A 21710-nucleotide genomic window follows, 5' to 3' on the forward strand; every position below is an offset into this window, starting at 1 on the left:
CCGAATGCAAATAAGATTCAGGCAAAAAAAGTGATCATTTTTCGAACGGAGTGAGAAAAATCTCTGTTTTTTGCCGCCCGGAAAATCTTATTGAAATGAGGATTAGCAAGTGTGCGAGGGTGTGTTTCTTTTGCTTCGTTTTCTTTACACAAGTAAAGAAAATGAAGTCGCCCTTTAGGGCGAAACCTAAGTATGAATTAGAGTAAAAATATTTAAAAATATCAAATCGACTTTGTCATCAAACTGTTTTTTATTTGCCATCATCAATCACCCCTTATCAGTCCATTCCCTATTCTTACTGATTACCAAGCAGCCTACCCGACCTCCCCCGATTTTCTACTTGAAATTCATTTTTTATAGTGGCAATATTGACCGCCTAAAAAATAAAAACAATTCTCATTTTGTTTGTTGGGATAAAATAAATAATGATTCAGCGACGATATTTGTTGTTACTTCTAGTCGTGTTATCGCTCTTTTCCTTGCTCATTGGCGTCAGTTCGGTCACTTTAACCGGCTTATTATCGTTTGATACTGAACAATGGCAATTGTTGATGATTAGCCGAGTTCCACGTTTAATTAGTATTTTGATTGCAGGTGCTAGCCTTAGTATCTGTGGGTTAGTTATGCAGCAACTAAGCCGCAATCGTTTTGTGTCGCCTACTACTGCCGGCACAATGGATTGTGCAAGATTAGGCGTGTTATTAGCGATTTTATTTTTTCCAAATGCGTCAATGTTATTAAAATCCGCCGTGGCGATTATTGCTGCTTTTGCTGGGTCATTGCTGTTTATGACTTTACTCGCAAAACTAAAATTTACAGATACCATTTTTGTGCCATTAGTTGGCATTATGTTTGGCAATATTATTAGCTCAATTACTGCTTTTATCGCTTATCAACAAGATTTACTACAAAACCTCTCTGCGTGGTTACAAGGGGATTTTTCTCTGATTATGAGTGGGCGTTATGAAATGCTCTATATCAGTATTCCCACCTTACTATTAGCCTATATTTTTGCCCAACGCTTTTCTATTGTGGGAATGGGCGAGGAGTTTGCTACTAATCTGGGATTGAATTACAAACAAGTGTTGTATCTAGGTTTAGCAATAGTTTCGATTGTATCAGCGATTGTAATTGTAACAGTAGGTGTGATTCCATTCCTTGGCTTGATTGTACCAAATATTGTGACACTTTATTTAGGCGACAATCTACGTAAAACACTTTCGCATACCGCCATTCTTGGCGCTATCTTTGTTCTATGCTGCGATATTTTAGGTAGAGTGGTGATTTACTTCAATTAATGCAGTTATGGGCGTGTTTGGTAGTGCGATCTTCCTGTATTTGTTGTTGAAAAGGTATCGTAATGCGTAGTTTGGTGTCGGCTAAATTAAAAATGGTTTTATTGATATTACTTGTAGTGGTAGTGAGTGCTGGCTATTTGTTTTATCAGTTACCTTCTCGTTGGGAATATGCCTTAACCCATCGGAGTTTGTCATTGTTAGCGATTATCGCAACGGGGACGGCGATTGCCTTAGCTACTCTGTTGTTTCAGCCTTTAGTGAATAATCGCATTTTAACTCCAAGTGTGTTGGGATTAGATTCTTTATATCTATTTATTCAAACAGCAATTATTTTTGCTTCAGGTTCAGCCGCTTTATTGGCTATTGATTCAATAGGACTCTTTTTCTTCTCCACTGCGGTGATGATGATTTTTGCGTTATTGCTTTATCGTTTGTTATTCCAACAAGAACAGCAGAGTATGTTTTTCTTGCTCTTGGTGGGAATTGTATTTGGTACGCTTTTCCAAAGTATGACAACGTTTATGGAAGTGTTAATTGATCCTAATGAATTTCAAATTACGCAAGATATTGGTTTTGCAAGTTTTAATCGGATTAATACCAATATTTTATGGATAGCGACAGCAATTATTTTTATTACTGCGCTGGCAAGTATTCGTTATTTCCGAGTGCTTGATGTACTGGCATTAGGACGTGATCAGGCAATTAATTTAGGGGTGAATTATAAGCGAGTAACCAAACAATTATTGCTGATTATCACTATTTTGGTTTCGATTGCGACTGCGTTAGTTGGACCAATTACCTTTTTAGGCTTACTGGTGATGAATATTACGTTTGAATTTATGCCTCGTCATCAGCATAGATGGTTAATTCCGAGCGCAGTATTAATCACAATTATCACTTTGGTATTAGGACAATTTATTGTGGCGCAAATCCTTACCTTTAAAACAACATTAAGTATTTTGGTGAATTTTATTGGTGGGGTGTATTTCATTTATTTATTACTTAGGACAAATAAAGCATGGCAATAGAACTAAAGCATATTAGTAAAACTTTTGGCCAGCAGTTAGTGGTCGATGATGTTTCATTAACGATTCCACAAGGGAAAATAACCGCTTTTATCGGGCCAAATGGTGCAGGGAAAAGTACTTTATTGGCAATTGTGAGTCGTCTATTACAAGCAGATCAAGGCGAGGTGATTTTAAATGGCACGCCTTTACAACAACAAAGTAGCGAAGCTATTGCCCGCCAATTAGCGATTCTAAAGCAGAGTAACCATATTCATTTACGCTTAACTGTTGTAGAGTTAGTTGCATTTGGGCGTTTCCCTTATAGCAAAGGTCGCTTAACTAAGGCAGATCATCAAGCGATTGATCATGCAATTAATTATATGAATTTAGATGCGTTGCGCGATAAACAGATTCATCAATTAAGTGGTGGACAACGGCAACGAGCATATATTGCGATGACGCTAGCACAAGATACCGACTATATTTTATTAGATGAACCACTGAATAATTTAGATATGAAACACTCAGTACAAATTATGCAGGTATTACGTAAGTTAGTCGAAAATTTAGGTAAGACGGTGGTGATCGTGATTCATGATATTAATTTTGCCTCCTGCTATGCCGATCATATTATTGCGATGCAACAAGGTAGATTAGTAGCAGAAGGGTCGGTAGAAACCATTATGCAAACTGAAGTATTAGCCAATATTTATGATATGCATATTCCTATCCAACAGATTAATGGGCAACGTATTGCCACTTATTTTCGTTAGTTGTTATTCGTATTTAATTAAGGAGAAGTGAGAAATGAAAAAAACGATCAAATTTGCAGTAGGACTGTTAGGCTTGCTTAGCTTATTCACCAGTTTAGCGAGTCAAGCAAAAGAGATAACCGTCGCAACACCAGTTGGGGAACAACTGATCCCACAAGACGTAAAACGCATTGTGGTATTAGATTATGGTGTAGCGGATACATTACGTGAATTAGGTGCAACTGATCGCATTGTTGGGATTCCAAAATCAACTGCATTACCAGCTTATTTAGAATCATTCAAAGCGGACAGTTTTGCGAATGTAGGATCGTTACCAGAGCCTGCATTTGAAAAGATTAATGAATTAAAACCAGATTTAATTATTGCGTCAGGCCGTCAGCAAAAAATGTTAGATCGTTTTAAAGAAATTGCCCCTGTTTTTTATTATCAAAATGACTTTACTAACTTCTATCCATCATTAGTCAATAATATTGAAATTCTTGGCAAGATTGTGAATAAAGAAGCGTTGGCTAAAGAGAAAATTGCTAATTTAGAAAGCAGAGTGAATCAATTAGCAGCACTAACCAAAGGCAAAACAGCACTATTGGTATTAGTAAATGAAAATAGAATTAGTGCGTATGGCGATACTTCTCGTTATGGTTTGGTTTATCAAAAATTTGGATTCACACCAGCAGATAAAAATATCAAATCTTCTACTCACGGTATGAGTGTTAGTTTTGAGTATATATTAGAGAAAAATCCAGACTATTTATTAGTGGTTGATCGTACAGCAGCAATTACTGAGAAAAAAGATAATGCTAAAGTTGTTTTAGAAAATGATTTAATTAAGAAAACTAACGCATATCAACAAAAACATATTGTTTATTTAGATGCCGCTAATTGGTATTTGGCGTTTGGTGGACTAAAAGCATCCGAAATGATGGTTGATGAATTAGAACAAGCCGTAAAATAATTAAATTATTAAGAAATAAAATGACAGATATTTGGTAATAATGTCTGCCATTTTTTATATAAATAATTGTTGTTAGTCTAATTTAAGTTTTCTAGTCAAATTTCCCTTTCTAATTGTTGTTACATTTCAATGTAACACAAATCATAGTTTTACTTTTTATTAACAAATTCATTATTTTGTATTTATAAAAATAATTGTTAATCAATGTGTTATTTTTAATGTAATCGTTTTTTTAGTCAAATTTTATTTTTTAATATTTATTTAACTATTGAAATTAATTTCATAACAAAACAAAGTAATTTCATAATATTACGAAAAAATTAACAATATTTTATTGTGTTTTTCTGAATAATATATATAGTTAGCTCGCTTTTCTAAAGGTGAATAAATTTTATTATGATTATTAAAGGAAAGAGTTAAATGAAACTAGTGAAGTTAATAATGTTAGTTGTTGCTGTTATTCTTAATATTGTGGCTTGTTCTGGTGGTGGTTCATCATCTACATCAACTTCAGTTAATGAAGTTCAAAAAGAAATTAATGCAAATAGAATTGAAATAAATAAAACTAAAAATTATGAAAATAAAAATGAAGAAACTCAACAGGAAGCCAAAAATAATGCAATAATAGAGATGGTCAATGATGCAACAGCTGAAATTAACCGGCAAGTTTCTCAACAGAATCAAGAAAGCAAACATAGCTTAAAGATAGATGCAGTAGATCCTGATATCCGCAATTTTAGCTACGCAGATTATGGATATATTGATAAAACAATCAATAACAATAAAGTTCGAGAATATTTTTATCATGTAGATGAAGAATACAAGTTGAAAGAACTAAAGTTTAGATCATTAAGTGCTCATTATAATGGGCAAGTTCATATGACAAATGTAAAAACATGGGAACAAATTAATGGAAATTTAATTTTAAATATTCATGATAATGAAGTAACAGGAACAATTAGTCTTGAAAATGAAGAATTTACTAATTTAAATAAAGCTATTTTACAAGATAATGGATATCACGGGTCGTTAACGATGTCTGAGAATAAAACAATAGAAAACGATGACATTATAGGTACTTATGAAGGGGTATTAGCTGGTGGAGAGAGTAAAACCGATATGACCTTTGGTAAGTTTGAAGTAAATAAAGATGGTGAAAAAATAGCAAGTGGTGTTTTTTCAGGAAGTATTCAATAACTTATTTTTGCCCGCATAGCGGGCTTTTTCTTAAATATACAAAATGAACAAAAATTTATTTATAACGCTATTATTTCCTATTTATCTGTCTGCTTTATCAGTCAATGCGGAAAGGAACACTGTTTTAGAGCTACCTCGAGAGGTGGAAGAGATAACTAAAGTGGCTAAGCCAGAGGTTCCGCAGAAGTTACCTGAAACAGCGAATATCACTGTTAAAACAACAAAAATTTCGTTAGTGGAGATTGAAAAGAATCCACAATTAGCAGCACAAATATTAAATCAGGCTATTTTGCAACGAAATATTGCGGTCATTGCTAAGGTGTTGCCGATTTATCGTCATTTTCCAATTAAAGATGAAATTTTAGTTCTTTTTGCTGAAGGTACTTTAGCTGAAGCACAACAACACTATGAATTGGCTATTACGAAATTTCGTCAAATTTTAGCGATTGATCCAAGGTTAAATCCTGTTCGTATTGCGTTAGCGATTAGCTTGTTTAGAGATCAACAAAATAGTGCTGCTAAAGAACAATTTAATAAAGCAAAAGTAGAACAGAAAGTACCACAACCGATTCAATTATTGATTGAACATTATTTACAAGCGATTGAACAGCGATCGGAATGGAAGAGCAGTTTTGCAGTTAATTATTTACAAGAAGATAACGTCAATAATGCTTCTGCAACGAGAGAAATTGAACATACGGGATTCATTAAATCGGATCAAATGTTACCACAAACGGCACATGGTTTAGCTTATAGTGTTAATTTAGCACGTGATTTCAATTTATTTGCAGCACATTATCTTTCGTTTGAGAATACGCTAGTTGGTAAGTTCTATTGGGATAATCGAGATTATAATGATGTTTTAAATCGAACTTATTTAGGCTATACCCATAAAAGTGCCACACAAACATGGCGACTATTACCATTTTATGAACGTCGTTGGATTGGGGATAAACGTTATCGGTGGGCGAATGGTGTACGTGGGGAATGGAATCAATGGTTATCAGCAAATTGGCAAGTTTCTACTGCACTTGAATATGCTAAACAACGCTATTTTGCGACTCCCTCTTTGAATGGACATAGCCAATTAGCCTCTTTTACTTTATTGTGGCTACGTAATCCGCAGCAGTATTTTTATGGAGGAATGGATCTTCAGCGGGAGCATACCTCAGTAAAACAATATAGCTATACGGCTCAAACATTAAGACTTGGTTGGGGACAAGAGTGGTATCAAGGGATTTCATCTCGTTTAAACTTGTCATTAACCAGAAGAAACTACCAAGATGAAGCAGTATTAGGTAATGTACTTCCATTAGGAAAAATTCGATCTGATCGGGTATATCAAGCTCATCTTACTCTGTGGAAACGTGATTGGCATTTCTGGGGAATTACACCAAAACTTAAATTCTCTTGGAAAAAACAAGATAGTAATATTCCGTCAATGTATACTTATACAGATAAGAATATCAATTTAGTCTTTGAAAAGACCTTTTAAGTGTTTTTTATCATCTTCTGCAAAACTTAGAAAGTTTTTGTTATGGGGATAATTATCCTTTTACTTTTAATGGGAATCCCCTAAATTTTTGTTACAATATGCGCCCGAAAATAAGTGGTAAAACAAGTAATAGGTAAACTATGGCAATCTTAACCCTTTCTGGTGCATACCTCTCTTTTAGTGATCATCCATTATTAGATCATACCGATATGACAATCGAAGCTGGTGAGCGAGTTTGTTTAGTTGGACGTAATGGTGCGGGTAAATCAACACTTTTAAAAATTCTCGCAGGGCAAGCTGGGCTTGATGATGGACAATTAATTATTGAAAAAGATCGTATTATTGCCCGCTTAGAACAAGATCCACCTCGTCATATTGAAGGGACAGTATTTGATTATGTTGCAGAAGGGATTGAAGATTTAGCACAATTATTAAAAGAGTATCATCAATTATCTTTACAGCTAGCGCAAGACTATCAAGAGAAAACATTAGTGCGTTTATCTGAGATTCAGATGCAGCTTGAGCATTTAAATGGCTGGCGTTTTGAAAATCGAATTCAAGAGGTTTTAGCTCGCTTAGGTTTAAATCCAGATGTGGCGTTGGCTGAGCTTTCTGGCGGTTGGCAACGTAAAGCAGCGTTAGCTAGAGCATTAGTCAGAGAACCCGATTTACTTCTATTAGATGAGCCAACCAACCATCTAGATGTAGATACCATAACTTGGTTAGAAAATCTGTTACTTGAGTTTAAAGGTAGTATCGTTTTCATTTCGCATGACCGTGCGTTTATTCGCCGAATGGCAACGCGGATTATTGATTTAGATCGTGGCAAATTGGTTTCTTACCCAGGTAATTATGAACAATATTTGCAAGAGAAAGAGGAAAATCTACGTGTAGAAGCGTTGCAGAATGAATTATTTGATAAACGTTTAGCACAAGAAGAAGTCTGGATTCGTAAAGGAATTGAAGCAAGACGTACACGAAATGAAGGGCGAGTACGTGCGTTAAAAGCAATGCGTGAGGAACGCCGTCAACGTCGTGATGTAATGGGGAAAGCGAATATCCAAGTCGATAATGCGGTGCGTTCTGGCAAAATTGTATTTGAAATTGAAGATCTCAATTATCAAATTGGCGATAAGGTGTTATTAAAGGATTTTTCGACCACAATTTTGCGTGGTGATAAGATTGCTTTAATTGGTCCAAATGGGTGTGGAAAGACCACCTTTATTAAGTTGTTGTTAGGGGAATTACAACCTACTTCAGGGTGGGTGCATACTGGGACAAAACTTGAAGTTGCTTATTTTGATCAATATCGTTCGATGTTAGATCCAGAAAAAACAGTAATGGATAATGTTGCTGATGGTAAGCAAGATGTTGAAGTGAATGGCGTAAAACGTCATGTGCTTGGTTATTTGCAAGATTTCTTATTTCCACCGAAGCGGGCGATGACCCCTGTTAAGGCGTTATCAGGCGGTGAAAAAAATCGTCTGTTATTAGCCAAATTATTGTTAAAACCGAACAATTTATTAATTTTAGACGAACCAACCAATGATTTAGATGTAGAAACATTGGAGTTATTGGAAGAGTTACTCACAGAGTATGCGGGTACTGTGATTATTGTTAGCCACGATCGTCAGTTTATTGATAATACGGCAACAGAGTGCTTTATTTTTGAAGGAAATGGCATCTTAAATAAATATGTTGGTGGTTATCATGATGCGAAGCAGCAGCAAGCGAATGTATTAGCGCAAAAACAAACGGAAGCCAAAACAGTAAAAGTTGAAACTGAAGATAAAAAACAAGATAAAAAACAGGATTTTCGAGCCAATAAAGTACGTAAAGTAAAACTTTCGTATAAAGAACAGCAAGAATTAGCTCAAATGCCAACATTGTTAGAAACATTAGAACAACAGATTCAACAATTACAGGCAGAAATTAATAGCCCAGATTTCTTTACGCAGGCAAATGAGGTAACTAGCCAAAAATTACAGCAATTAGCAGAGCAAGAACAAGCCTTAGATGATGCATTAACACGTTGGGCTGAATTAGAAGAAATTGCTAATGGTTAAGTCGATTGCTAAGAAAATTTAGGAAAATGCTAAAAGAATAAGCAACAACGCCAGACTGGCTTGCATTTCCGCACTATTTATCAGATAATGCGAGCCGTCTTTTCGACATCTTCAATGGAGGCCTTTTCGGTTCCTCGCAACAAACTCTAGCTCAGCGGGTCAGGTTCGGAAGAAAGCAGCCCAAGTTAGAACTTTGTGTGCCGAGATTCAGCTGAAAAGGCCTCCGCCATTTTGTATAAATTATCCCTTAAAAATTTTCTAGAATGATCCTCTATTTTGAAAAGGTATTCGTAATAATGAATATGTTTTAGAGATCAAAATGATGAGAGTTTATGTTAACCGCTTGTGGACGATTATTTTATTATACTTATTAGCCAGATAAGAAATCTATTAATAATAGGATCATATTTATAGAACAACAACACTTTGCAGACAGCTCTATTTTTCTGCATTGTTCATTACAAAATTATATGTCTTAAATAAATATTCTTAATATCTTTGCTATCCATACCAATTTTTTTATAATGCTTAAATTTACTATGTAAGGGTAAGTATCATGAAAAGTCAAATCCTTGTTAATCTTAAAATCAACGCAAAATTACAACCTTTTCTCCGCCATGATATAGAAGACAATATTGAAAAATTGATCAATGAATATCAAATTCCTTGTGAAATTAACGGTGGTGGCACATATCAAAACGAAGATGGTACTATTGATTCTTGCGATATAAATTTTATTTGTTTAAAGGAAGATCTTGATCAAGTTATCCAATTCTTAAAAAGTTTACCTAATCCAAAAGGTTCTGAAATCAGCTATTATGAAAATGAAGCAGTCGAAAATAGTGAACCAATGCAAATAGCAATCGGTGATTTAGAATGCTTATGTTATCGCTTTAATGGACAGGATTTACCGAAGGAAGTTTATCAAGATAATAATATCAATGATGTTATTGATACAATGATGGAAGTTTTAACAGGTTATTTTGTTTTTTATAGCTACGAAGAATTAGAACATACCTATTTTTATTTTTACGGAAAATCTTATCAACAAATGAAAGATTTATTAAAAGATTTTGATAAGAAATTTGCTTTATGCCAACAATGTTTAATTGAGCAAATTGTTTAATTATTAGTTATATTATCAGTATTCTACCCTTTCTCTTACTTTTTCTCTGGCTAACTTCACCATTATTTTGAGCTGATTTGGTATTTCTGCCTAGATATTGGCTAGATGTGATGGCGAAGTGAAACTCTATGTTTTCTGCAATTTTCTTTATCAAAAAAAGAAAGTTTTTAAACTAATATTATATATGATTATTCAAGAGAAAGTCTGTATTCAGAAGAAGATAAATCTGAATTTATCAAAGGTATAATAGAGAAAAAATACTGATTATCTAATTTTTTAGTAGCTAAATTAGATAATAGAAGAAATTTTGTGCCACTTATTAATATAATTAGTGGATTAATAAAACTAAATATAATCTGAAAAGATAGAAAGAGAGAAAAATAATATTTTTAACAATATTATATAGATTTGAGTTAAGCAGAACTCCCTTTAATTAAATTTAGAGGAAGTGAATGAAATTTATTGAATTATTTAGAAGTGGCTTAAATACCCACAATAAAAGCATTAGGCCACTTAATTATTGACTATTTCTGAATTAAATAACGAATGGTTGGACCATCTTGCTCAATTAATAATACGTTATATCCGTGATTCTTTGCATCAACAGGAATATTATTAATTGATTGTGGGCAATCGCTGATAATTTCTAAAATTTCACCGCTATTTAATGTTGGCATTACTTCAAGCGTTGCAACCGCAGGATAAGGACAAGGTTCCCCTGTCATATCTAAGCGGTAAGTCGGAATAATTTCTTTAGGATTAAGCATAATTTTTCCTTATTTAGCTAAACGTTTTTGAAAGAATTTTTGTTCCCACCAAAGAACAGCAATTAACGATAAAATCAGTAAGGCATAATTTGCGATTAAACCACCCGCAGCGCCTAATGATTTTAATAAATTGATCTTCTCGTAATCTAAAACCAGATATGGGGCAAGATCATCCCACCAATAAGCCAGCAAGGTTGAACCGATAACATTACCAAAGCCAACCCACATAAAATGGACTTGCCCTTCCACCGCACGATACATCCAGCCAGTTTCACAGCCACCAGCCAGCACAATCCCAAAGCCAAACAGAAGTCCACCAAGAATAGCATTTGGCCCAGCCCACATAATTTTTGGAGTTAAACCAATTTGAATATAACTATACACACCAATAGTTCCAACCATTACCCCAAAGATAATAGCTTTAAGCATCGTAGTACGTCCTGTAATAAACAGATCGCGGAAAGCTGAGGTAAAGCAAATTTGTGCTCGTTCGATAAGTAATCCAAAACCTAAACCACACAGCATAGCAAAGCCAAGTTTTGGCGCCTGAAATAAGGTAAAGGTTGCCCAAGTCAAAAATGCGAAGAAAATTAACATTCCTAAACGAAAATGACGGCGGGCTTTAGCTTGATTTTGTTCAAGTGGTTTTTGGGCATTTACTTTGATAATTTTGACTGGAATTCTAAATATTGGGAGAAGTGAAAATTTCGCACCAAAATAACAGCCAATCGCAGTGGCTAAGGTGAATAACCAGGCATGAAATGAGAATTGTGGAATATCAGTAAAAAATGAAGCGAGATTACAGCCCATTGCTAATCTAGCGCCAAACCCAGCTAACATACCGCCAATGATTGCTTGTACAATCCGAATTTTATTTTGTGAACGGCGTAATTTTACATTATTCGCCCATAATGCAGCGGAAATACAGCCAGCGAACATTCCTAGGATCATAACCCCATCAACTCGGGTAAAAACGGTACCATCTAGTTTGATGATTTGATAATAGCCCCAGTTATCTACATTGACCCCAAGTACCTGTAAAATCTCACCACCCCAACGGGTAAATTCTCCAGTAACTGCCCAATAAGTGCCAGTTAAGCCAAAGTAATAAGCGGATAGAATACCAGCTGCAATTACTGCTGGGACAGGATTCCAGAATTTGATTAAAAAATCTTGTTTAAAACGTTGCCAAATCATACAAAGTCCTACAAAAAAATTGATGAAATAGAGCAAAGTTTAGAGAGGTAAATTAAGTGAGAATACGATAGAGAAGATAACGCATTGATCATCTCTTTACACACAAAACCTTGCGATATAATGAAATGGTTCAAAACCGCTGACATTCTAACAGTGGAATAAGATAAAAAGAAGTTGTAGTTCAAGTTAAATAGAGGAAAATTTGTATTGTTTAGTAGATTCGATTTTGAGGAAATCCAAATTTAGAATAGTTAATGATGAGATCTACACCTAAAACTAGGTGTAGATCAAAAGATTATTCAGTTACCTTATTCCTGTGTAGCACTGCCTTGATTCCAAGTTTGACTGTCAGCTGGTTTTTTAGTTTGGAGTAAGAAATGCTGATAAGGTTTTGCAACAGGTTGTACAACTTTGCCTGATGGCGTAGAGAATGCGATACCACCACGTAGAAGTTGTTGTGTGGTACCTGTTTCTAAATTAACACCACTCCAGCCTACATCTAACGAATAACCAGACGCAAGCCAGAATTCACTATTTTGGCGAACTAAATGGCGATATTGTTGATCAAGAATAATATCAACAAACACGCGATCAGCAGTGGTATTTAATTGAATATTGCGAATTTCACCAACTTGAATCCCCCGATATAACACAGGTGCGCCAATAGAAAGTGAGGCTGCATTTTCAGTTTCTACAACTAATGGGAAACCGTGACGATACTTATTACTGTCGGCACTTTGCGTTAATTTAAAACGTGTTTGGCTATTACCACTACCAAAACTGACATCAATATAAGGTTTAAACAAGGCATCTAGATTTTGCACGCCACCCGCAGAAATTTGCGGGGTAACTACGGAGAATTGGCTGCCTTGTTTGCTTAATTGGGAAAAGTAATTGCCCGTGATTAAAGCGTTAGCAATCACCTGTTGTTTTTTCTGATCAAGGGAAATTTTCTTAATTTCACCAATAGTAACGCCTAAATAGCGTAATGGCATACCTATGGCAAGATTACTCGCATCATTGGCAATTAATTGAATTTCTTGTCCTGCAGAAAGTGCAGTTGTTTTATCTGGGTAGAGCAGCGTTTGTTCTCCACCACTATTCACATTTTCAAAGCTAATTGCCCCTTTTAAAATACGAGATATTGGTGCTGCTTTAATATCTACACCTTGTAATGAAACATCAACTTGTACTGCACTTTCCGCCCAGAAACGACTTTGTTTAGTAAAGAGATGACGATATTGTTGATTAATAAATACACCAACATTAAAACCCTGTTTTGTTGGCGTAATAGTTAAAATTTTACCCACAGGTAAACGGCGGTAGAGGACAAGCGAATTTTCGCTAATATCAGGTAATTCAGCCGTTGTAAGGACAATCGTTGGTTTAATTTCATTAGAAGTAATGCCTGCGAGTGCATTACTACTGTTTTCATAGAGTGGATATTCGGAGAGCGGTTTACTCCGTTTATTAGATTGAAGTAAAACATTAATTCCGCCTTGTAACCATTTACGTGGCGAATCTACACTAACCTGCACACCATCACTGCTGAGATTTAAATTAAAGTTACTTGCTGCAACAAATAGGGTATCTGCATTAATTAAATGGCGGTAAGCTGACAAAATAACGACTTGAAAAGAAACATGGTTAATATCAACTTGGCGGGAAACAATTTCCCCGATTTTTAAGCCGTTATAAACAACAGGTTGCCCTTCTTCAATATTATATGTTTGTGGAGCAGTGAGGGTTAATAGCAAGATTCCCGGTTGTTGTAGTAATAATTCAGATTGTTTAATCACCTCAAAGGATAAAGCAGGTTTTCCAGAGCCTTCTACAATTTCAAAATATTTTCCTTGTAGGAATTGAGCAATATTTGTGACTTCCGCTAATGAAGGGCGATCGCGTAATACAATTTTAGATCCTGTTTTTAGATTATTTTTGATACTTGGATCAACAAGCAATTTAGCTTGTAAAGTTTTACTGCTATGTACAACAGTTTCATCGTCTTCATCATAACTAATTTCACTTAAGACCCCGACTTGGATGTCGTGAAAATAGACAGGAGTTTCATTTTCTCTTAAACCAGCCGTGTCGTGAGGTAAAGTGATATCAACATTTAGTCCACGTTTAGCAGCCTTGATTGAGGAGTAGAGGGAGAAGGTACTATCTGTTTTTGCCTCTGGGCTATCATCAGGCGAGTCAAAAGCAATGGCACCTTGTAAAATAGCTCGCACACTGTCCATATTAATAGAAATACCGCTTAAACTCGCATCAGCTTTGATCCCACTAATATTCCAGAAACGGCTATCCTGTTTCACAAATTTTGCATATTGTTTATAAATAATGATGTCAATCGCGACTTTTTTATCATCAGTAAAAGCGTAGTTATTTACTTTTCCAACAGGTACCTTACGGAAGAAAATACTTGATCCCATTTCTACTGAACCAAGATCATCAGCGACTAAATGGATCAATAAATCGCCTTCATTTAATTCCGCAATAGGACCTTCTTCTTCAGCTACAAAGGTATCAGCTTCTTCGCCTTTTCCTGGGGAAAGCGTGATGTAATTTCCTGAAACTAACGCATCTAAACCAGATACACCAGCTAAAGTCGCAGTAGGTTGAACAATCCAGAATTTTGTATCCTCTCTTAATACCGAAACGGCTTCAGGATAAATATTAGCGGTTACCTGCACAGATTTCATATCTGGGGTGAAATTTACTTTTTTCACTAAACCAATTTGTAAGCCTTGATAACGAATAGGTGTTTTTTCAGCCACTAAACCCGATCCCTCAGAGAAATAGATCGTGATTTGTTCGCCTTGTTCTTTATGTAATTGATAAAAAAGAACGATTCCAACACAAAAAGCAATAAACGGCAGTAGCCAGAATGGTGAGATCCGTTTTATGGTAGAAAGTTTTGCTGGTGTAGAAGTGGAGGCATTATTGATGTGCTTCATAATTTTTCCATAATAATCGTGTATCAAAAACTTCAGCAGAAATCATAGTTAAGAACACAGCCAATCCAAAATAAATGGCTGCAGGACCTACTGAAAAACTAATAATTTGTCCTCGAGTCACTAATGACATCATTAAGGATAAAACGAAAAGATCGAGCATTGACCAACGTCCTACAAAGTGAACGATTTCAAATAACTTCATTTGTAAGTGAATATTTTTACCATATCCAAAATGAATGCAACCTAATAAATAAAGCATAATTAAGATCTTACAGACAGGAACAAAGATGCTGGCAATAAAAACAATCGCTGCAATACTGTAGTTTCCCATCTTAATAAAAGAGATGACACCTGACATTAAGGTATCAGCAGTAGGTGCACCATTTACATAGACGATAGAGATCGGTAAAAAATTGGCGGGCAGCAACATAATTGCACCAGCGATTAATGTACTCCAAGTTCGCTGTAAAATAAGATTAGAATCAATCGCTGTATTTGCGTGACAACGTGGGCAGAAATGACCAATAGTTTGATCAGCGGGGAAGCTTAAGCCACAAGTGACACAATAGCGTAAATGTTCACTAGTAATATTCTCTGGTGGATAAAATTTATCCCAAAACTGTTTTGGGGATGTTTTAATAAATAACAGAATCGTGAGAAAAGTAACCAACACAAAAGGTACTAAATAGGTCGTAAATGAAATACTTGCATATTCTCTTACTTTAAAAGCTGCTACACCAAGTGAAATCAAATAGACATCTAGCATTACCCAAGACTTAATATAATTAAGTGAGAGTAACAACATTTTTGCGTTGATTTTAAATAGATAGCAAAGTTGTAACAAAATGATGATTACGACAAAGGCAATGGGCATCGCAATCGCACAGAATAAAACTAAAAAGGCACTATATGGATACCCTTCTGTCGCCATCTTCCAAACACCACTCCAAATTGAGGCATAGACTGGTGTACCCAATAGTTGAATATTAAGTAATGGGAAGGAAAATGCGAGTGGCATCAAAATCAAAATAGATAATGCTAAGATTGAACAACGTTTTAAACTCCAAAGATTACCTACCCGTACAGTATGGTGGCAATGCGGGCAATTTGCTTTTTGGTGCTTTTGTAATGGCGGTAGTAACATTGCATGATCACAAATATCACAACAAATAGCACGTTCTGTGGTATCAGATGAAGAAAACGCTTTAATTAACATTGAAATTTGCTTGGAATGACACTATTAGTTTAAATAAGCCAATAAAGTTGTTGAACAAGTATATAAATAAAGAGAGAATATACAAGTAAATAATCTTATCGATTTGAATTTCAAATAGGCGTCAATATTGGCTGATTTTTTAGATTAAAGTCAGATTGATACGAGTAGGTAGGTCTAATTTAGGACAGTTTTTGACAATTACGAGTAGGACTATGTCGTTAGAAACAGAAAATAAAAATGAACAGCAAGTTAATGCTGAAACAACTTCAAAAAATAAATTCCAAGAAAACAACCAAGTTATTGCATATTTAACCGAAAAATTCCCTCTCTGCTTTTCTACTCAAGGTGAAGCAAAACCGTTAAAAATCGGGATTTTCCAAGATCTTGCAGAAAGATTAAAAGATGATGAAACTGTTTCAAATAGCCAGTTACGTCGTGCATTACGTCAATATACAGCAGGTTGGCGTTATCTTCATGGGTATAAACCGGGGGCTAAACGTGTCGATTTAGACGGTAATCCTTGTGGTGAAGTTGAATTACAACATATTGCTCATGCGGAACAACGCTTACAAGAAAGCAAAGCGAAAAAATTTGGTAAAGCTGCTGAAGCGCGCGATAAACAGCCAAAAGAGCAAAGAACACGTAAGCCAAATTACAAAAAAGGCGCTGCAAAAGGTGGCGTTAGACGCAGACCTGCATTAGTACCAGTTGATTTATCTAATCTACAAGAAACTCAACAGGTTAAAATTAAAGTAGGTGAAAAGACACAAGTAGCGACTGTGATTGCGGTTAATAAAGACAGTGTACGTGTTGAATTAGCACAAGGTTTGATTTTAACAGTTACTGAAGATAGAGTATTTCAACTTTAATTAGCAGTTGTAAATAATCATCAATGAAGCAGGGAAACCTGCTTCACGTTTCTAACACAAGTTCAAATTGATTGATAAATTTATCGAAGTTAAGAGGATTGGACACGAATGAAGTTCAAGAAAATTGCACAGAGCATTATCATCGGGTATCTCTTCACCAATGTACCAGCATGGGCAGTTAAGCCAGATATCAGTGCAGATAAAATCGTTATACCCGCTGCAACAGAAGCAAACTCAACAGAAGCAAAACGGGTTACAGCGAGATTAATCCAATCACACTATAAGAAATTTACACTTGATGATGCTATGTCGGAAAAGATTTTTAATCGCTATATCGATTTTCTGGATTATAGCCATAATACTTTCCTACAATCAGATATTGATGAGTTACGTAGCAAATATGCAAAACATTTTGATGATGATCTCGTTGCTGGGGATTTATCCGCGGCATTTGATATGTATAAATTGTTACAAGAACGTCGTTATCAACGTTATACCTACGCACTTTCTTTATTAGATAAAGAGCCAAATTTAAAAGAGAAAGATCAGATTGAAATTGATCGTAGTAAAGCGCCGTTCCCAAAAACAGAAGAAGAAGCGGATAAATTGTGGAAAGAGCGTGTGAAAAACGATGTGATTTCTATGCGTTTACAAGGTAAATCTTGGGCACAAATCAAGAAAAAATTGGTAAAACGTTATAATTTAGCGATCAAACGTCTGACTCAAACAAAAGCAGATGATATTACACAACTATTTTTAAATTCATTTGCGAGAGAACTTGATCCTCACACCAGTTATCTTTCTCCACGTAATGCGAAAAGCTTCCAAGAAGATATGAATTTATCTTTAGAAGGTATCGGAGCAACATTACAATCAGAAGATGATGAAACTATTATCAAATCCCTTGTTCCAGGAGCACCAGCTGATAAAAGTAAAAAAATCAAAGCTGGCGATAAAATCGTTGGGGTTGGTCAAGGTAACAAAGGTGAGATTGAAGATGTTGTAGGCTGGCGTCTTGATGATGTTGTTGAAAAAATCAAAGGGAAAAAAGGTACAACAGTTCGTTTAGAAATCGAACCAGCAAAAGGTGGTAAAACTAAAATTATCACTTTAGTTCGTGATCGTGTACGAATTGAAGATCGTGCTGCAAAATTAAAAGTGGAAAAAGTTGATGATAAGAATATTGCTGTCATTACGATTCCAGGTTTCTATAATGGTTTAACTGCGGATGTAGTTAAATTATTAAATGAAATGAAAGAGAAAAAAGCAGATGCCTTGATCATTGATTTACGTAATAACGGTGGTGGTTCATTAACAGAAGTGGTTACATTAAGTGGTCTGTTTATTACGGATGGTCCAGTGGTACAAGTACGTGATGCGTTTAACCGTATTCGTGTCCACGAAGATTTAGATCCTCAAGAGTTATATAACGGACCGATGATTGTATTGGTTGATCGCTTCAGTGCGTCAGCTTCAGAAATCTTCTCTGCTGCAATGCAAGATTATGGTAGAGCTGTGATTGTAGGGCAAAATACCTTTGGTAAAGGGACTGTACAACAAAGTCGTCCACTAAACTTTATTTATGATACAGATCCAACTCCATTAGGCGCAATTCAATATACTATTCAGAAGTTCTATCGTATTAACGGTGGTAGTACACAATTAAAAGGTGTTGCACCAGATGTTAAAATTGCGGAACTAATTGATGAGTCTGAGTATGGAGAAAGCAAAGAAGATAATGCACTTGTATGGGATAAAATTCCAGAAGCACCCTATAAAAAGGTGAGTGATTTATCTTCAATTGTAAAAACTTTAACCGAGCGTCATAAAGAACGTGTAGCGAACGATCCTGAATTTATTGTATTGAATCAAGATATTGCGACACGTGATCAACGTAATGAACGTAAATTCTTATCATTGAATTTAGATGAGCGTAAAACAGAAAATGATAAAGATGATGCAAAACGCTTAAAAGATCTAAATGAAAGATTTAAACGTGAGGGCAAGAAGCCACTTAAAAAATTGGATGACTTACCAAAAGATTACGAAGCACCAGACTTTGTGTTAAAAGAAGTAGAGCATATGGCAGTAGATATGCTTCCTAGCAAATAAAAATTTCAGTAGAAAAGAAAAAATCGCCTCTCGTTGTAGAGGCGATTTTGTTTGATGATAAATCTAAATTTAGTCACAAATATTAATAAGTGTTTAATGGGTTCCCTCTCACACTTGCCCGAATGCAAATAAGATTTTTAGGCAAAAAAAGTGATCATTTTTCGAACGTAGTGAGAAAAATCTCTGTTTTTTGCCGCCCGAAAAATCTTATTGAAATGAGGAATAGCAAGTGTGCGAGGGCGTATTTTCTTTTGCCTCCTTTTCTTTATACGAGTAAAGAAAAGGAGGTCGCCCTTTAGGGCGAAGCCTAAATGATAATTAGAGCAAAAATATCTAAAAAATATTCAATAGACTTTATCAGTAAACTGAATTGCTTCTCGTGGTAAAAGTGATTTTGTATCTTAAGGTTAAAGTAATAGATTAAGTAAAATAGAAAAGTTAGTAATAAATTAGCTATTTGATTGTTTGATTACTTAAAACTTGGGATTATCAAGGGACAAAAGCCCCTTAACTTTAGGCTACCTATGCGGCAGAAAACACATGCGTTTTAGCATATCAGCATCACCCTTTTTTCTAAGCTGCCTACGCGGCAGAAAACATCGTGAAATACCTGCCATCACACACAGAAAAATTTCTAAGCTGCCTATGCGGCAGAAAACTAAAGAAAGGCACTTGCATATAAACTCCGTTTTTTCTAAGCTGCCTATGCGGCAGAAAACAGGATTTGGTTTAGCCTCTGCAAACCAATCAATTTCTAAGCTGCCTATGCGGCAGAAAACTAGAAGTCACAGAACATTTTTTAAAAACAGGATTTCTAAGCTGCCTATGCGGCAGAAAACAAAACTCAATAATCGCCATACATACGACATCAGTTTCTAAGCTGCCTATGCGGCAGAAAACTACAACACAAAAACGCATTACCCCAGAAATACCAAGGGATAATATACAAATCTAGTGATTTACCCCTTTTTTGTCAAGGTGGTAAAAATTATTTAAAATCAATCGGTTATTTTTAATAAAAAATAAAGGGGTAAATAAAATAATTAACTTGAAAATAATCTGGTAAGAGGTCGATATAACTTTTTATTAGAAAAGATGAAATAAAAATAATCTTATTTTATAATGTTACATAATTTTAACTATTTTAATAACTTAAAGAACTAATAGAGGAGGTTAATATGTTGCAAAAAAAACATATTATCACCACAATTTTATTATCTGCGATGATGGAAGTAAGCTTTGCAGAAGAGGTGGTAACTACACCAACAACAGAGCCTACGACCCAAACTTCTCAATTACAAGTTGATCAACAAGCCAATTTAGAAAAGTTACAACAAGCAACACAAGGAATTAAGCTCGTTTTTCCTGAAAAATTAGCTGAAATTTATGCAGCGCGTAATTTTTCTCCAATTTGGCAAGATGCTGAAGCGAAAAAATTATTTTTACGTGATTATGCGTTACTTGGATTAACTGACATTTCAAAAGATGTAAAACAACAATTAGCGCAATTGAACCAAGTTGATACAAATAGTTTAGCAGCTGATATTTTGATTACAGATAGTTGGTTGAATTATTTGAATTATGCCGAGAATGTTACTGCAAATGCACAAAATTGGTTGTATGACAGTTATCGTTATAGTGCAAAATTACCAAAAGATGAGATGATTCAATCTTGGTTATCTGCGGTTGATCAACAACAGTTACTGACATTTGTACAAAAATATAGTCAGCCAAATCAACGTTATGCTCATACAGTAGCAGCAATTTTAGCTGGTATGCAGCAACAAACATTGGATAATGCAACGTTAGCGAAATTAGCGATTAATGCGCAGCGGTTACGCTTTATTCCTGATTTCCATACAGGTATTTTTGTGAATATTCCGACTTATCACCTTCATTATTATCGCAATGGTGAAGAAGTATTAGATTCACGAGTTATTGTTGGTAAACAAGCACGTAAAACACCCGTGATGACAAGTAAATTAAGTAATATTGTGGTGAATCCGCCTTGGAATGCGCCAGTTCGCTTAATTAATGAAGATTTAATTCCAAAAGTGCGTAAAGATCCAAGTTATATCTATCGTAATGGTTATACGATTATTGATAGTAAAGGAAATACTATCGATCCATATACGATCGATTGGGATAATATGACAGCAAAACGCTTCCCATATCGTTTACGTCAAGCACCAGGTGGCGATAGTGCATTAGGTAATTTTAAATTTAATATGCCAAGTTCAGATGCGATTTATTTACACGACACGCCAAATCATCGCTTATTTAACAATAAGAATCGAGCAATTAGTTCAGGCTGTGTACGGGTGAATAAATCAGATGAGTTAGCAACGCTATTATTAACAGAGTCTGGTTGGACATTAGACAAAAAAGCACAAGTGTTGAAGAGCCGTAAAACGACTTCTGTGCCAATTCAATCAAATAATCCTGTGTATTTATACTATGTTACAGCTTGGGCTGATGCCGAAGGTAAACTACATACTGTGGCAGATATCTATGGATATGACAAAAAATTGGTACTAGATGACACAAGTAAAACACTTCTACAACAATATTTGCTTTAATCTAGAGAAAAAATCAGTATAATCCTGAAGGCTATTGTTTATGCAATAGCCTTTCTGTTTGACCTCTGATAAATCACACTTACCAATAGGAACAAG

15 protein-coding genes, 1 other RNA gene and 1 CRISPR repeat array are annotated in these 21710 nt (G+C 35.2%); of the genes, 12 read left to right on the plus strand and 4 right to left on the minus strand.

Annotated elements, in window-relative coordinates:
• Positions 1 to 425: 425 nt before the first annotated feature.
• The 9 genes from QV06_RS09970 to QV06_RS10010 all read left to right on the plus strand — a co-directional run bounded on the left by QV06_RS09970 (position 426) and on the right by QV06_RS10010 (position 9914).
• Positions 426 to 1298, plus strand: a complete 873-nt coding sequence (locus QV06_RS09970; RefSeq protein ID WP_280641934.1) for an ABC transporter permease — start codon at positions 426 to 428, stop codon at positions 1296 to 1298.
• Between the two features lie 62 nt (positions 1299 to 1360).
• Positions 1361 to 2326, plus strand: coding sequence for an iron chelate uptake ABC transporter family permease subunit (locus QV06_RS09975; RefSeq protein ID WP_065238002.1), 966 nt, complete (start codon positions 1361 to 1363; stop codon positions 2324 to 2326).
• Complete coding sequence (locus QV06_RS09980; RefSeq protein ID WP_065238003.1) at positions 2317 to 3078, plus strand: iron ABC transporter ATP-binding protein; 762 nt, start codon at positions 2317 to 2319, stop codon at positions 3076 to 3078. Before QV06_RS09975 ends, QV06_RS09980 begins: the two co-directional genes overlap by 10 nt.
• A 34-nt stretch (positions 3079 to 3112) precedes the next feature.
• Positions 3113 to 4030, plus strand: a complete 918-nt coding sequence (locus QV06_RS09985) for a siderophore ABC transporter substrate-binding protein (RefSeq protein ID WP_065238004.1) — start codon at positions 3113 to 3115, stop codon at positions 4028 to 4030.
• Positions 4031 to 4450: 420 nt separating this feature from the next.
• Positions 4451 to 5227, plus strand: a complete 777-nt coding sequence (locus tag QV06_RS09990; protein WP_065238005.1) for a hypothetical protein — start codon at positions 4451 to 4453, stop codon at positions 5225 to 5227.
• A 160-nt stretch (positions 5228 to 5387) separates the two neighbouring features.
• Positions 5388 to 6722: a surface lipoprotein assembly modifier gene (locus QV06_RS09995; RefSeq protein ID WP_167348606.1), complete on the plus strand. Its 1335-nt coding sequence runs from the start codon at positions 5388 to 5390 to the stop codon at positions 6720 to 6722.
• Positions 6723 to 6862: 140 nt separating this feature from the next.
• The gene (locus tag QV06_RS10000; RefSeq protein WP_065238007.1) at positions 6863 to 8788 is read left to right on the plus strand and encodes an ABC transporter ATP-binding protein; all 1926 of its coding nucleotides are present in this window, start codon (positions 6863 to 6865) and stop codon (positions 8786 to 8788) included.
• Positions 8789 to 8911: 123 nt separating this feature from the next.
• An RNA gene (gene ffs, locus QV06_RS10005) (signal recognition particle sRNA small type) lies at positions 8912 to 9009 on the plus strand.
• A gap of 335 nt (positions 9010 to 9344) precedes the next feature.
• Positions 9345 to 9914 carry a hypothetical protein gene (locus QV06_RS10010; RefSeq protein ID WP_065238008.1) on the plus strand — a complete coding sequence of 190 codons (570 nt, stop codon included), beginning with the start codon at positions 9345 to 9347 and terminating at the stop codon, positions 9912 to 9914.
• A 524-nt stretch (positions 9915 to 10438) separates the two neighbouring features.
• Here the strand turns inward: QV06_RS10010 and yedF are convergent.
• The 4 genes from yedF to QV06_RS10030 all read right to left on the minus strand — a co-directional run bounded on the left by yedF (position 10439) and on the right by QV06_RS10030 (position 16054).
• Positions 10439 to 10681: a sulfurtransferase-like selenium metabolism protein YedF gene (yedF, locus tag QV06_RS10015; protein WP_065238009.1), complete on the minus strand. Its 243-nt coding sequence runs from the start codon at positions 10679 to 10681 to the stop codon at positions 10439 to 10441.
• A 9-nt stretch (positions 10682 to 10690) separates the two neighbouring features.
• A complete protein-coding gene (gene yedE / locus QV06_RS10020; RefSeq protein WP_065238010.1) occupies positions 10691 to 11878 on the minus strand; it encodes a selenium metabolism membrane protein YedE/FdhT in 1188 nt (395 codons plus the stop codon).
• 308 nt (positions 11879 to 12186) lie between these two features.
• Positions 12187 to 14838, minus strand: a complete 2652-nt coding sequence (locus QV06_RS10025; protein WP_065238011.1) for a PqiB family protein — start codon at positions 14836 to 14838, stop codon at positions 12187 to 12189.
• Positions 14822 to 16054, minus strand: coding sequence for a paraquat-inducible protein A (locus QV06_RS10030; protein WP_065238012.1), 1233 nt, complete (start codon positions 16052 to 16054; stop codon positions 14822 to 14824). The genes QV06_RS10025 and QV06_RS10030 overlap by 17 nt, the downstream gene beginning before the upstream one ends.
• Positions 16055 to 16266: 212 nt before the next feature.
• Here QV06_RS10030 and proQ point away from each other — a divergent pair, with 212 nt between their 5' ends.
• The 3 genes from proQ to QV06_RS10045 all read left to right on the plus strand — a co-directional run bounded on the left by proQ (position 16267) and on the right by QV06_RS10045 (position 21614).
• Positions 16267 to 16923 carry an RNA chaperone ProQ gene (gene proQ, locus QV06_RS10035; protein WP_065238013.1) on the plus strand — a complete coding sequence of 219 codons (657 nt, stop codon included), beginning with the start codon at positions 16267 to 16269 and terminating at the stop codon, positions 16921 to 16923.
• Between the two features lie 108 nt (positions 16924 to 17031).
• A complete protein-coding gene (gene prc / locus QV06_RS10040; RefSeq protein ID WP_065238014.1) occupies positions 17032 to 19035 on the plus strand; it encodes a carboxy terminal-processing peptidase in 2004 nt (667 codons plus the stop codon).
• Positions 19036 to 19545: 510 nt separating this feature from the next.
• A CRISPR array of direct repeats spans positions 19546 to 19935; the repeat unit is 28 nt; unit sequence TTTCTAAGCTGCCTATGCGGCAGAAAAC.
• Between the two features lie 278 nt (positions 19936 to 20213).
• Complete coding sequence (locus QV06_RS10045; RefSeq protein ID WP_065238015.1) at positions 20214 to 21614, plus strand: L,D-transpeptidase family protein; 1401 nt, start codon at positions 20214 to 20216, stop codon at positions 21612 to 21614.
• The last annotated feature ends 96 nt before the right edge of the window (positions 21615 to 21710 follow it).

This window comes from Gallibacterium genomosp. 3 (assembly GCF_001678475.1).
Taxonomy (GTDB): domain Bacteria; phylum Pseudomonadota; class Gammaproteobacteria; order Enterobacterales; family Pasteurellaceae; genus Gallibacterium; species Gallibacterium faecale.

What these genes read in the sequence shown, in the direction of transcription:
- QV06_RS09970 (WP_280641934.1), top strand. Translation starts at nt 426, where the DNA reads ATGATTCAGCGACGATATTTGTTGTTACTTCTAGTCGTGTTATCGCTC.
- QV06_RS09975 (WP_065238002.1), top strand. Translation starts at nt 1,361, where the DNA reads ATGCGTAGTTTGGTGTCGGCTAAATTAAAAATGGTTTTATTGATATTA.
- QV06_RS09980 (WP_065238003.1), top strand. Translation starts at nt 2,317, where the DNA reads ATGGCAATAGAACTAAAGCATATTAGTAAAACTTTTGGCCAGCAGTTA.
- QV06_RS09985 (WP_065238004.1), top strand. Translation starts at nt 3,113, where the DNA reads ATGAAAAAAACGATCAAATTTGCAGTAGGACTGTTAGGCTTGCTTAGC.
- QV06_RS09990 (WP_065238005.1), top strand. Translation starts at nt 4,451, where the DNA reads ATGAAACTAGTGAAGTTAATAATGTTAGTTGTTGCTGTTATTCTTAAT.
- QV06_RS10000 (WP_065238007.1), top strand. Translation starts at nt 6,863, where the DNA reads ATGGCAATCTTAACCCTTTCTGGTGCATACCTCTCTTTTAGTGATCAT.
- QV06_RS10010 (WP_065238008.1), top strand. Translation starts at nt 9,345, where the DNA reads ATGAAAAGTCAAATCCTTGTTAATCTTAAAATCAACGCAAAATTACAA.
- yedF (WP_065238009.1), bottom strand. Translation starts at nt 10,681, where the DNA reads ATGCTTAATCCTAAAGAAATTATTCCGACTTACCGCTTAGATATGACA.
- yedE (WP_065238010.1), bottom strand. Translation starts at nt 11,878, where the DNA reads ATGATTTGGCAACGTTTTAAACAAGATTTTTTAATCAAATTCTGGAAT.
- QV06_RS10025 (WP_065238011.1), bottom strand. Translation starts at nt 14,838, where the DNA reads ATGAAGCACATCAATAATGCCTCCACTTCTACACCAGCAAAACTTTCT.
- QV06_RS10030 (WP_065238012.1), bottom strand. Translation starts at nt 16,054, where the DNA reads ATGTTAATTAAAGCGTTTTCTTCATCTGATACCACAGAACGTGCTATT.
- proQ (WP_065238013.1), top strand. Translation starts at nt 16,267, where the DNA reads ATGTCGTTAGAAACAGAAAATAAAAATGAACAGCAAGTTAATGCTGAA.
- prc (WP_065238014.1), top strand. Translation starts at nt 17,032, where the DNA reads ATGAAGTTCAAGAAAATTGCACAGAGCATTATCATCGGGTATCTCTTC.
- QV06_RS10045 (WP_065238015.1), top strand. Translation starts at nt 20,214, where the DNA reads ATGTTGCAAAAAAAACATATTATCACCACAATTTTATTATCTGCGATG.